At 51.4% G+C, this 13,497-nt stretch carries 5 protein-coding genes; 1 reads left to right on the top strand and 4 read right to left on the bottom strand.

Going from position 1 to position 13,497, the window contains the following annotated elements:
• Positions 1-13: 13 nt before the first annotated feature.
• A complete protein-coding gene (locus J7619_RS29545) occupies positions 14-901 on the top strand; it encodes a polysaccharide deacetylase family protein (protein ID WP_291207808.1) in 888 nt (295 codons plus the stop codon).
• On the opposite strand, the gene J7619_RS29540 is transcribed toward J7619_RS29545, so the two are convergent.
• The 4 genes from J7619_RS29540 to J7619_RS29525 form a co-directional block, all read right to left on the bottom strand.
• Positions 880-4,317, bottom strand: coding sequence for a VCBS repeat-containing protein (locus J7619_RS29540; RefSeq protein ID WP_291207806.1), 3,438 nt, complete (start codon positions 4,315-4,317; stop codon positions 880-882). The two genes, J7619_RS29545 and J7619_RS29540, sit on opposite strands and share 22 nt — an antisense overlap.
• Before the next feature lie 22 nt (positions 4,318-4,339).
• Positions 4,340-5,881 carry a RagB/SusD family nutrient uptake outer membrane protein gene (locus J7619_RS29535; protein ID WP_291207804.1) on the bottom strand — a complete coding sequence of 514 codons (1,542 nt, stop codon included), beginning with the start codon at positions 5,879-5,881 and terminating at the stop codon, positions 4,340-4,342.
• A 21-nt stretch (positions 5,882-5,902) separates the two neighbouring features.
• Positions 5,903-9,040, bottom strand: coding sequence for a TonB-dependent receptor (locus tag J7619_RS29530; RefSeq protein WP_291207802.1), 3,138 nt, complete (start codon positions 9,038-9,040; stop codon positions 5,903-5,905).
• Between the two features lie 154 nt (positions 9,041-9,194).
• Positions 9,195-13,289: a hybrid sensor histidine kinase/response regulator transcription factor gene (locus J7619_RS29525; RefSeq protein WP_291207801.1), complete on the bottom strand. Its 4,095-nt coding sequence runs from the start codon at positions 13,287-13,289 to the stop codon at positions 9,195-9,197.
• Positions 13,290-13,497: the final 208 nt, after the last annotated feature.

The following is a 13,497-nucleotide window of genomic DNA, read 5'->3' as shown; positions in this document are numbered from 1 at the left end:
ATTTGTGATCACTATGAGACAATCAGCCCTCTGGCTGCCGAAAACCGGCTTCGGATGCAATGCAGCTTTGATATTAATCGCGATGCTGGTGGGTGAACTGGCCGCGCAGGCTCAGTCAGTACCGGTGGCATTGGAAAACGATCACTATCTGAGGCAACTGTATGCCGACACGGCCTATCGGTCGGCCAAGGAGCGGGTGTCTGCCGAGTTCGCCCATGCGCGTGCGGGTAGTTGGGGCGAGTTTGTGAAGGGTGTTGACGAGGATATTGTAACTGGCAAAAAGTTGCTGGCGCTTACTTTCGATGCTTGCGGGGGCCCGCATGGCAGTGGCTATGATGCTGAGCTGATCGGTTACCTGGAAAAGATGCGGATCCCCGCTACGCTGTTTGTGACGGGGAAATGGATCGATGCCAATTATGGGATTTTTACGGCCCTGAGCAAAAACAGCCTTTTTGAAATTGAAAACCACGGCCTCAATCACCGTCCCTGTTCGGTCGATGGCGAAAGCGAATATGGTATCAAAGGGACTCCCGACGTCCCCGACGCATTCGACGAGATCGAAGCGAACGAGCGGAAGATCGAGGCTGTTACTGGTAGAAGACCGATTTTCTTCCGCTCGGCGACCGCGTTTACCGACGAAGCCTGCGCCAAAATCGCCCGGCAGCTAGGCGTCACGATGATCAGTTTCGACGTGCTATCCGGGGATGCGGTGCCCAACACGCCAACGAACATTATCGAGAGCAACATCCTCAAACATGTTCGTCCCGGCGCGCTGATTATCATGCATTTCAATCATCCCGAATGGAACTCCTACGAAGCCTTGCAGAAGGTGGTGCCGGCGCTTCTGAAATCGGGATACACCTTTGTTCGTTTGAAAGACTATTCTCTGAAAGGGCGATAGGCATTTGATGTGATTTTGTTCACTGCAATGCCTTTTGAATGCAAGGCCGTGAGCAACATGGGTTGATTTTTTACGTCGTGAAGCAACAGACTGGAACGCGCGTCGCCGCGAAGCAACAGGCCGCTTTTGGCGGGATGTTGAGGCGAAAACCCGCCTTTGCCGTCTCCCAGTAACAAAAGGCCTGTCGAAGCATCCTGTCTTCCCATATTTACTTCATTCGGGAAGAAATTGCCTGTCAGGATGATGTCCAGTTTTCGGTCCGCATTGACGTCCGTTGCCACAATCCCGAAAACCGGCGCGACTTGCGCTTCTACCGGCAAAGGTTTTACTTCGAACTTTCCGTTGCCTTTATTCTCGACGTAAGCAGTTTGCAAAAAAGTCGCTTTCGCGGTGTACGCATCTTTTTTCTCCTCCGCGCTCAGCAAATCGTCGAACTTGACCTTCGCATAATCAATGTAATGCGGGAATTTCCGGCGAAACTGGATTACCTGCTGGTTCAGTGCGTCACGCGGGACGCTCGGGTAGGAGGTGCCCTGGATGTAATAACCCATCAATGGGTCGAACGTACCGTCGTTGTTGAAATCCTTGGCAACCAGTGTTATCGGTTCTTTTTCCGACGCATGATAGAAAGTATTGAGCCCTTCATTTCCGGCTACGAAATCAACGTCCCCGTCGCCATCGAAATCGCCTGCTGCGAGGCTGTTCCACCAGCCTGCATAGGGTTGGAGCGAGGTTTTGACAGGCTCTGTTTCCTGAAATTTAGTTTTCTGATTTTTAAACACGCGCAGCGGCATCCATTCGCCGGCTATCACCAGGTCGTCCGATCCGTCGCGATCGGTATCCGTCCACAATGCGGTACAAACCATACCTGCCGTAAGCAACTCGGGGCAATGCGTTTTGGTAATGTCCGTAAATGCGATTTTTCCCGAGTTTGAATCATTCCTGAGCAGGTAGCTGCGTGCGGGAAGCGGATATTTACCCGGAATCATCCGCCCGCCGATAAACAGGTCCGCGTCGCCGTCTTTGTCGAAATCGTTAGCCACCACGCAAGAGCCACTGACAGAAATCGCAGGAAAAGTCCCGATGGGTGCCAGTTTGAAATCGCCGTTCCCGGTATTTAAATACAATTGTACTTCGTAAAACCGCCGGTCGGTTTCGGGTCGCTCGTTGCCGCCGTTGACTACGATCAAATCCTGGTCCCCGTCGCCGTCCACGTCGAGGAATGTGGCTGAAATATTTTCATGAAGCGAGTCCTGAGCGATTATTTTTTTGGCAAATGTTCCCGAAGGTTGTTGCAAATAAATGCAGGGCTTTCCTTTCTGGTAGCTGGCGCCGGCAAAGAAATCTTCCAGGCCATCCCCATTCGCATCGCCCACTGCCAATGCGAAGCCACTTTTAGAAAGCATTTTGTGCAGGGCGGCGGTTTGCTTGAAATCGATAAACGCTGATTTTTCGTGGGTGTAATCGATTTTCAGATCATGGGTAATGTCGGTAAAAAAGGGCTCCGAAATCGTATTTTGTTTCGGTAGGGTAATGCCTGCTTCTTTTTGTACGAGCTGCAAATGCTGGTCTGCCGCTATTTTGTACAGCCTCTGCGATTTCCCGCCAGGCCAGGTTACCAGCAGGCTGTCAATTGTGTTGGCGTTTCCAAGTCCAAAATGCAGGCCCGTTCCCATGGTCGAAAGGAATCCACGGACAGGAAACATTTCTGCATATTGCGGCTGGTTACCCTGCCAGATTGTGACGCTGGCGCCTATGCCGGCAAGGTTTCCCTTTTCGCCTTTCAATGTGACCGCTAAAAAGTGGGCGCCCACCTTTTCCCGGCTTTGGTTTTGATATATAAGCGGCTCTGAATCAATATTATTGACGACCAGATCCAGGTCGCCATCGCCGTCCAGGTCCGCATACGCCGCACCGTTGGAATAGGACAGTTCATCTAATCCCCAGGATTTGGAAGCATTTTCAAATGTCAGGTTCCCGGTATTTTTATAAGCGTAGTTCGGGATTTTCACTTCCGGTACTTTCCGGATCAGCTCCACCGCGTTTTGCTGCTTGAAGTTGTTGGTGCCGAAATTGGAGAAATCCTCCTTGAATTGGATAAAATCGCGGTCGGTCACGTCGCGGCGGTAGCCGTTAGTGATGAAAATGTCCTTCAACCCGTCGTTGTCGTAATCCGCCACGAGCGGTGCCCAGCTCCAATCGGTTTTGGAAATGCCGGCCAGCAGCCCGACCTCGGAAAACAGCGGCGTGCGTGAACCGGACTCGTCGCGGTTGAATGTCCCCAAATTGAGTTGCAGCATATTCCGCATGTATTGCAGCTGGTAGCCATATTGCTCCGAAATGCTCATTTCCTTACGGTCGTAATCCTGTCCGGCGAGCATTTTTTTCTGTCTCAAATTATCCTCGGGCAGCATATCGAGCTGGAAAATATCGGGGTAAGTATCGTTGTTGATGTCGGCAATGTCCACGCCCATTCCGAACAGCGCCGTGTGTGCGGTAGCCTCCTTGATTACGTTGTTGAATACAGGTTTTGCGCCGGCGCCGGCATTCAGGTACAGCATGTCGCTGCTGATGAAGTCGTTGGAACAATAAATGTCGGGGTAGCCGTCCTTGTTCAGATCGCTGAGGGCCAATCCGAGGCCCAGTCCTTCGTATTTCACACCGGCCTCTTTGGAAATATTGGTGTATTTGGGCGCACCATTCTCCTGAAATCCTTCATTGATATAAAATTTACCTGTGCTCGGGTAGGAGCCGTCGTTGTAGGTTTTACGGATGAAATTCGGGTTTTGCAGGTCGGGCGCGGTGTTCATCAGGTAGGCGTCGAGGTCGCCGTCGAGGTCCGCGTCGAAGAAGGCGGTTTGGGTGGTAAATGCATTGTCATTCAGCGCATATTCTTTCGCCAGTTCCTTAAAAGTCGGCACGCCGTCCGGCCCGTTTCCCTGGTTCACAAAAAGCAGGTTTTCAGAATCCGGCATTTTCATGTGCCGGGCAACGCTGATGTAAATATCGAGCCGGCCGTCCTGGTTAATATCCACCATCGAAATGCCGCTGCACCAGCGGGTAGTGCCCACGCCGGCCTTTTCGGTAATATCCTCAAATGCCCATTGGTGGGAGGTAGTGTCGATTTTGCTCAGGTACAACCTGCTGCTCACCTGGTTGCCGCCGAAGAAAATATCGGGTTTGCCATCTCCATTTACGTCCCCGATGCCCACACCGCCACCATTGTAAAAGTTGGTGAATGTGAATGGGTTAATGGAGTCGTTAGGGGTAAGTTTGTTGACGAAGTGTACACTGGTTTCGTCGGAAGTGTGACTCAAAAACAACGTGTCGCTTTTGGACTTACAGGAAACCAATGCATGGATTAAAAAGAACATAAGCAAAGAAATGACACCGGAACTGAGCCGGTGCCATTTCATATTTGCCAATTGATTTGCAGGATTAATAACCCGGGTTCTGATCTTTGGCTTCGATTTTTGCATTGTTATCGACTTCCTGTTGCGGTATGGGCAGTAATTCGTGTTTGTTGGCCTGAAAATAAGCGATCGGCTCGGTTTTCAGCTTGCTGTTTTTCCGCCATCTCAAAATGTCGCGGTTGCGGATCTGCTCACCGCTCAGCTCCACCCGGCGCTCATGCATTATGGCCGCAAACACCTGATCTTTGCTCCCCACCGGGTATTTGGCAGTAGGGTAAGCCGGCATCGAAACGCTCTTCCGCGCCCTGATCATATTCAGGTACTGCACCGCCTGCGCAGTGTTGCCCAGCTCGTTTTCCACCTCTGCCAGCGACAGGATGGTTTCGGCAAATCGCATGATCCGCTGATTGATACCGCCGGTCAGGAACGATTCGTTCATTTTGTACATCAGCGAGTATTTCTGCCAGCTGATCTTTTGTGTCACACCATCCACGACCGACGAGCTGCCGTTTTGCTGTCCGTCAGTCAAAGTCGAAGCGCCTTTGTTGTACTTCTCGCCGGTGAAATAAAACGAATCGTCGTAGCGCGGGTCTGTTTTGGCGTCGCCTTTGGTGGTTTTTTCAAATTCAGCCAGCAGGCCGTTTGAAGGAATGACATTTCGCCAGCCGATGGCCGAGTATTCCTGCGTCCGCACCGTTTCGGTACCGGCCGTGGCGCCATTTCCATCGCCGTCCCAGTTGTACACGCCGCCCGAAGGATAGAAGTTCACTTCGAAAATGGATTCTTTGTTGAATTCGGTTTCTTCCAGGAAGTTGTCGTTGTAGTTATCGACCAGCGCATACACCTTCGAATCGTACAATTTCAACAGTTCGGTTTTGGCGCTCGCATAATCGCCTTTTTGCATGAAAACGCGCGCCAGCAGCATTTGTGCCGCGCCTTTGGTAACCCTTCCCTGGTTGGCCGCATCGTAGGTAGCCGGGAGCTGGCCCTGGATTTCCTGTAATTCGGAAACGAGGTAGGCGTATACCTCCGCGTCGGTGGACCTTGGCAGGCTTCCGTCGACTGTCAGCACGTAGTTCTTGTACAAAGGCACGCCGCCCCACATGCTCACGAGCTCGTAGTAGGCGTAGGCGCGCAGGAAGCGTGCTTCGGCCAGCAACCGGGCCTTGTCGGCGGGCGCAATGTCGGATACTGCCGTGGAGTTATCGACGACCGAGTTGGCGCGGTGGATGAGCCGGTAATAGGCGAGCCAAACCGTGCCCATGACCGAGTTACCGCTGTCGTGGGTCCCCAGGAGCAGCTGGTTGCGGGGCGTTTCGAGTTGTCCGCCGCCGGCCGCCATGTCGTCGCTGCGCATGTCGTGCAGGAAAAACCACTCGCGTGCTACCAGGTTATTGGATTTGAGCATGGAATACACGCTGGTAACCCCGCTCGTTAGTTCCGCACCATTTTTGTAATAATTTTCGACCGTCACGCCGTTCGGGTTGGTTTTTTCGAGCACGTCCTCCTTGCAGGAAAAAATGATGCCGAACAAAAGCAGTGACCCAAGTATGATATTTCTCTTCATTTCAGTGCTTTTTCAATGTTGTTAAAAACCAAAACTCAATCCTACCTGCAAGGTTCTGGGCTGCGGGTACATGCCATAGTCGATACCGTTGATCAGCTGCGTGCCGGTGCCCGTAGACGATCCGTTGACACCGATTTCCGGGTCAAGACCTGAGTATTTGGTCAGCGTAAGCAGGTTGGTGGCCGATACGTACACTCTCGCTTTGGTAATGGTATTCCGTGTCAGTGAAGCCAGGCCTTTGGAAGGAATGGTGTAACCGATGCTGAAATTTTTGATCCGCATGTAAGAGCCGTTTTCGATAAACCGGTCGCTGGTTTTGCTGTTGTTGTTCGGGTCACCGCTCACTGCGCGGGGCACATCGGTATCGGTATTTTGAGGTGTCCATGCGTTCAGTACATCCGTTCCTGCATTAAATAGCCGCAGCATACCTTGTTCGATCACCTTGGTACCGTTGTAAATTTTGTTTCCCTGCACACCTTGCAAATACAGCGAGAAATCGAAGCCTTTGTAGCTACCACCGAAATTGCCGCCGTAGCTGAATTTCGGAATGAAGCTGCCCAGGTATTGGCGGTCGTTGCCGTCGATGACGCCGTCGCCATTCAGGTCCTTGAAACGGATGTCGCCGGGCGCTGCGGCAGGCTGGTATTTGGTCTGGTCGTTTCCATCGGCGGCATTGGCAGCGTTAATTTCAGCCTGGTTTTGGAAGATACCATCCACTTTCCATCCATAGAACGACTGGATCGGATGTCCGGCCTCTGTTTTAGTAATGTCAAAACCACCGAAATCGTCATTCTTGCCGGAGAAAATCGTGGCGCTCTCCGTGGCAAGGCTCACTACCTTGTTTCGGGTAATGTCCAGGTTTACAGAAGCATTCCACTTGAAATCGCCGTCGTTTTTATTGTAGCCCAACTGGAATTCATAGCCCCAGTTTTTCATTTTACCAATGTTGGACAATGGGGAAGAAGAATAGCCGAGCGAATTAGGGATCGGCACTTCGAGCAAAAGTCCGTCGGTATTTCTGTTGTAACGCTCAGCGGTGAATGTAACGCTGTTGTTGAACAAAGCCAGATCGATACCGAAGTTGGTCATCGCTGTGCTTTCCCATTTCAGCTGGGTGTTGCCCAGGGCGCTGAAATACGAGCCAAGCAGCTTGCTTCCGCCGAAATAGTAGTTGGAGTTATCCGCTTGTACGAGCGACTGCCATGCGTAGCTTCCGATTCCGTTGAAGCCGGTTTGTCCGTAGCTCGCGCGGAGTTTCAATTCGGAAATGGCAGGGACGCTTTTCAAAAACTCCTCCTCGCTGATACGCCAGCCCAGTGACAATGAAGGGAATGTACCCCACTTATTACCAGGTGCGAACCTCGACGAGCCGTCGCGACGGACCGATCCGCTGAGCAAATACTTGCCTGCATATTCGTAGTTCAAACGGCCGACGTAGGAGATGAGCGCACTTTCATCGAGCGTGCTGCTCGCATTCGGGTTGGAAATACCCTGCATCTGGTCGATGTCGTTGTTCGGCCGGTAACCCGAGCCGTTGAGCGTATTGGTCCTGAAAGTTTGCTTGTCGACGATCGCGGTCACATTCAGCATATGTTTGCCGAAGGTCTTGTCGAAAGTCAGCTGGTTGGTGATCACCGGCGAGAAGTAGGCGGTGCGGCCATTGCGGATCTCGTACTGCGTACGCGACTTGTAGCCGTCGTTGTAGATCGGGAACTGATCGTTGGACAATGCGCTCACCACATCCGCTCCGAAGCTGAAACGGTATTTCAGGAAGCTGGTCAGGTTGACTTCGGCAAAAATTGAACCCAGTACTTTGATGCGCTGACTACGCGATACATCCATTTGGGTGATCCGCAACGGGTTATCCGGGTCGCTTCCGTCGGCTGCGGTAGGGGAGCTGTACCCTCCGAGTTTGGTAGGGTCGGTCACGGGCCAGTAAGGTAAGTTACGGATCGCCTGCATGACCAGTGTCCGTCCGCCGCCAAAGCCCTGTTCGCCCCGGCTTTTGTCGTAAGAAAAGGTCAGCGTCTGGCCGATTTTCAGGAATTTGGTGATCTGGTGATCGGAGTTAATGCGGAAGTTGGCACGTTTGTAATTGGTACCCACCAGAATACCCTCCTGGTCGAAATACCCGGCCGAAGTGAAAAAGCGCGAGACACTGTTGCCGCCGCTGACCGAAAATTGGTGTTGCTGAATCGGCGCATGTCTGAAAAGGACATCCTGCCAATCGGTGTGGGTTTGCGCGAAAGTTTGCGACGCACCTTCATAAACAGGCTGGTTCAGATTGGAAAGCCTGCCCGGCATGGCGATACCCGCATTTCCCAGCAAAGCTGTCGCATATTGAATGTACTGGTCGGTATTCAGCAGGTCCAGTTTTTTCCAGGCCGATTGCGTGCCAAAATAGGTATCCACATTTACATGCAGCTTACCGTCCTGCGATCCTTTTTTGGTCGTAATGATAATGACGCCGTTCGACGCGCGGGAACCATAAATGGCTGCCGAGCTCGCATCTTTCAACACTTCCAGCGATTCGATGTCTTTCGGGTCGAGGTTATTCAGGTCGCCGGAAGGGATTCCGTCGATCACATAAAGCGGCCCGGAAGCGTAGTTGATCGAACCAATTCCCCGAATGCGAACAATCGGCGTTTGCCCGGGGCTACCGTTATTCACCACACGCACGCCCGGCACGCGGCCTTGCAATGCCTGCTCGGCACTTACCACCGGAAGCGCGGTCAGTTCTTTGGGCGAAACCGAAGACACGGCGCCTGTTAGCGAGGATTTTTTCTGGCTACCATATCCTATCACGACCATTTCTTCCAAAGCCTGGTTTTCGGTGGCCAGTTTTACGTCGATACGCGTTTGCATACCTACTTCGATTTCCTGTTTACCAAAACCGATAAAGCTGAAAACCAAAACGCTACTTTCGGATGGGACCGTGATAGCGTACTCGCCGTTTGCATTGGTACTCGTGCCCACGTTGGAATTTTTGATTGTCACGTTCACACCTGGCAGCGCTTCGCCGTCCTGGGAAGTGACCCGGCCGGAGACCTGCTTGTCGGCTGCTTTTGCAAATGCCAGGTTGGCCGAGGCAATCACACACAGCACGAATAGCATCCACGGCCTGACTTTCGCTAGATACGCTTGTAAATTGTTTCTCATAGGGTTAATGTAGCTGGACTAAAAGAACAAAAACTTGTACTAGTCAAAGGTTGGACGATTTCAATAAAATGTCAAGCCCACACTTAACCTATGTTACTATTAGTTGATCAAATTGAACATTTGTTATAGTATTACTTACAAAATTGCTAGGGGGTCAGGGCTTTGCAATCAGTTCTGATTTGGGCTTTGCGTGAAGGTATTCAGAGGGAAGCATGCCGAATTTTGCCTTGAAAGATTTGGTGAAATAGCTCGGCGAAGCAAACCCGGTGGCATAGGAGATTTGAGAGACGTTCAGGTCGCTTTTTTCCAATAGCAAAGCTGCCTTTTCAAGCTTGATGGTTTTGATAAATTCGATGGGCGTTTGTCCGGTTATTTCCAATAGCTTGTTGTACAAAGTCCCGCGGCTCATGCCCAGTTGCCTGCTCATTTTCTCTACATTGAGGTCGGTACTGTTGGTCAGGTTTTCGTCGATATAAGCGAGGATGTTTTTGAGCAGTTTTTCGTTTGCAGAAACAATTTCAGGTTCGGGTTTCGAAATGTCGATCTGCTTGGAATAGGTATTTTTGAGGAGTCTGCTCAGCAGGAGCAGGTTACTGATCTTCACATTGAGAATGTCAAAATTGAAAGGCTTGGTCAGATAATCGTTCGCGCCCGAATTGAGCCCGCGGAGCTCGTGCTCCTCGCCGGTGGAAGCGGTAAGCAGGATCACCGGAATATGCGCGGTACGTTTGTCCGATTTGACTTTCCTGCTCAATTGGATCCCGTCCATTTCCGGCATTGCCACGTCGCTGATGATGATCTGCGGGTGGTGGGCCAGCGCTTTCTGCCAGCCTTCCACGCCATTGGAGGCCTCCATGATTTTGTAATTGATTTCCAGATTACTTTTCAGATAATGCCGGAATTCGTCATTGTCCTCGATGATCAGAATATCAGCTGATAATTCCGGCCGTATGACCGGCGTTTCCGGCGTTGTTTCCGACGCGGGTGCGCTTGTTGTATTTTCTTGTGAAATCACCGGCGGAAGCGTTTCCCGAACGGCAGTTGAAGCGGGTTTTTTGCACGGAAGTGCTACGGTAAACGTGCTGCCTTGTCCCGGCTCGCTCTCTACTTTGATTACCCCACCATGCATTTGTACGAACTCTTTCACGATCGACAGGCCGATCCCGCTCCCCTGGTTCAATACCCTGGATGAGTCGTTTTGATAAAAACGCTCGAAAATCTTCTGGTGCTTGTCGGCGGGAATGCCTACGCCCGTATCCGATATTTTGATGTTTAGCCACTGGCCGGTGTTAGGCCCACCGGATTGAGACAAGGAGAGTTTTACCTGCCCACCCCTGGGCGTATGTTTAAATGCGTTAGATAGTAAGTTCAGGACAATGCGTTCGATTTTATTGGCATCGAAATCCATGGGCAGGCTATCGACCTCGCTTTCAATTGCATAGTCAATTTCCTTCGCCTGCGACAGGTATTGAAAGGACTCTGCGGTTTCGCGGATAAACGATACGATCTCGCCAGGCGTAGTTTCGAGCTGTGATTCGTGTTGTTGCAGGTTTTTAAAGTCCAGCAGCTGGTCGACCAGGTTGAGTAATCGTTTGGCGTTACGCCGGATGCCCTGCAAATGCGGGGTGTCTTCGGCGGCCCGGCCCCGATTCACCAACTGGTCCAGCGGTGCAAGTATGAGGGAAATCGGTGTCCGGAACTCATGGCTCAGGTTGGTCAGGAACTTGATTTTCATTTCATCCAGCTCCCTTTTACGTCGGGCCTCGGTTTCCAGCTCTTCCTGCCGGAACTGCCTTTTGAGTTTTTGGATACCTCTGCGCCGCATTAAAAACACGAGTCCAAACAAGGCAAATGCGTAAAACAGGTAAGCATAAATGGTCATGTAAAACGGCGGCTCGACCACAATTTCGACCGACGTGCCCGGTTCATTCCATACGCCATTCTGGTTTTTGGCCTGCACTTCAAACCGGTAAGTTCCGGGGTTAAGGTTGGTATAGCCGGCGGTTTTGGAAGATCCTGCGTAGTGCCATTCATCGTCGAAGCCAACAAGCCGGTAGCGGTACACGGTCTGCGAAGCGTCGGAGTAGTTGAGCGCCCCGTAGGTAAGGGTAAAATTCTGTTTGTAATCCAGATGAATGGATTTCGCGATGGAAATGTGGTCAGCCAGGATGTTGGAATCGGCTGGTGTGATGGAGTTGTTGCCGACGCGGAGCTCTTTCAGGATAACGGGAATACGGCTGTTGTTTTGGCGGAGTGTGCGGGTGTCGAGGTAATTGAAGCCCTGGATCCCACCGAAAAACAGCAGGTTGTCGCGCGTACGGATACCTGCGCCCAGAACGAACGTATTGTCCTGCAAGCCATTGAGCTGCGTGTAATTCACAAACCGTTTCGTCGCCTGATCCAGGTAGCTTAATCCCTGGTTGGTGCTCACCCAGATCCGGCCCTGCGCGTCTTCCAGTATCTTGTTGACCACGCCGCTCGCAAGGCCTTCCTTTTGACCAAAACCCAAAAAGCTGCGCGTCTCCGCATTGAATTTCGCCAGGCCTTCTCCGCCAGTCCCCACCCAGATATTTCCCTTACTATCCTCAAAAACCGACAGTACATTGTTGCCCGGCAGTTTGCTGTTGAGTTTATCCAGGTGAATGGACTTCTGCTGCTCAGGATCAAAGATCACCAGACCAGTGCCGTGCGAGCCGATCCAGATTTTGCCTTCTTTGTCCTGTAAAATGTCCCTGATGTAGCCGTTGAGCGGAATGACGCGTTTCTCCACCGGAATATTCTCTTCAAATAGCCGGTTAAACTGTTGTGTCTGCGGATCGAATACATTCACTCCGCCGCCATTCGTTCCGATCCACAGTTTTCCGCTTTTATCGGTCGTCAATGCGAAAATGTCGTTGTTGCCCAACGACGAAATGCTTGCAGTTTGCGTGTATTGCCGATATTGGCCCGTGTTGACGTCCAATTGAAAGAGCCCGTCCTGAAACGTCCCGATCCATAATTTATCGCCGGCCATTTCGAGCGACAAAATGGCCAGGCCCGATGTCGCCAGCTTACTTTTGGGAAGGAGCGGGATCTGGGTGAACAGGTTGGTTTTCCGGTGGTACACATTTAACCCGCCGCCATCGGTGCCCACGAACAAGTCGCCGTCGGCTTTCTCGGCAAATGAGGTAACGAACGGCGCGCTTAGCCCGTAACGATCATAAGTATCCGAATTTTTCAATCCGAAAATCGTGACGTTCTTGTCAAACTTGTTGACGCCGCCTTTATACGTTCCCAGCCAGAAAATGCCACGGTCGTCGATGAGAATGCTGCGGACCGACTTGTTAGTAAGGCTATACGGATTACGCGGGTCGGGCGCGTAGCGGGTTACTTTTCCGGTTTCGGTATTCATCAGGTTCAGTCCGCCGTCGGTACATATCCAAAGCGTTTTCCGGTCTCCGGAGGCCACGGCATAGACCATATTGCTGCTGATCGTCTGTTTGTCGTTAGCCTGATACCTAAAAGTTTGGAGCAGACTTCCGTCGGCGGCAAATTTGTAGAGCCCGCTAAATGACCCCACCCAGATATGCCCCGATGGACCGCCATAAATCGTTTTGACCTGACTGCGGTTCCCGGGCCCGTCAGTGATTTTTCTGAAACGGTCGGTTTTAAAATCGTAAATGAATAAGCCGTTAGCGGTCCCCACCCACATTTGACCCGTTTTATCCTGGTAGAAACTCAAAATCAGCTGATTTTTGATTTCTACGGGGACATCCGCGCGCTGGCTCATCCGCGTGACTTTGAATGAAACCGGGTCTACCCACGTAAGCCCCTCGATGGTACCCACCCACAACTTGCCCGTACGGTCGCTGGTGATCGCCGAGACACTTTCATTCACGCAAATGCGTTTGAATGCATCCTTTTTACGATCATATAGGTTAAGCGCCCCCTGGATTGTACCGATCCAAATGCGGCCGGCCTTGTCTTCGTACAGGGATGAAATATCGTTGGAAGCAATGCTGGCGGGATTCGCGCCGTCGTTTCGGTACACTGTAAATTCTGTGCCGTCGTACTTGTTCAATCCATCATCTGTCCCGAACCAGAGCAGCCCGTGACGGTCCTTCAAAATGGCATGGACTGTGTTCGACGACAGGCCGTCTACCGAAGTGAGTGCAGTAAAATTGAGGTGCGGATCATCTGCATTCGCCTGCGCCAATGAAATGAGAAAGCCCGCAAAAAAGGCAATGATACGAGAACGAAATTTTGACATGGCGCTGATATTTATTGCCCTGACGTTGCGAAAAAGCCACATTTGAACATTTGTGATATTAGTTTCAACAAATGTGTTCGCATGTGCCCCGCCGAAGACCTACATTTGCTCATTGATAAATTAAAAATAATATAAAAAAAGTAATGGACTTTCGATCCATATCATAGAAGTATTATGCCTGAAAAATATATTGTCAATTTGACAAATA

Source organism: Dyadobacter sp. (assembly GCF_017744695.1).
In the GTDB taxonomy this organism is placed as follows: domain Bacteria; phylum Bacteroidota; class Bacteroidia; order Cytophagales; family Spirosomataceae; genus Dyadobacter.
This window is presented reverse-complemented; position numbering and strand designations above follow the sequence as displayed.

Bases quoted from the DNA above. Each gene is read 5' to 3' on its own strand.
- J7619_RS29540 (WP_291207806.1), bottom strand. From the start codon at position 4,317: ATGAAATGGCACCGGCTCAGTTCCGGTGTCATTTCTTTGCTTATGTTC.
- J7619_RS29535 (WP_291207804.1), bottom strand. From the start codon at position 5,881: ATGAAGAGAAATATCATACTTGGGTCACTGCTTTTGTTCGGCATCATT.
- J7619_RS29530 (WP_291207802.1), bottom strand. From the start codon at position 9,040: ATGAGAAACAATTTACAAGCGTATCTAGCGAAAGTCAGGCCGTGGATG.
- J7619_RS29545 (WP_291207808.1), top strand. From the start codon at position 14: ATGAGACAATCAGCCCTCTGGCTGCCGAAAACCGGCTTCGGATGCAAT.
- J7619_RS29525 (WP_291207801.1), bottom strand. From the start codon at position 13,289: ATGTCAAAATTTCGTTCTCGTATCATTGCCTTTTTTGCGGGCTTTCTC.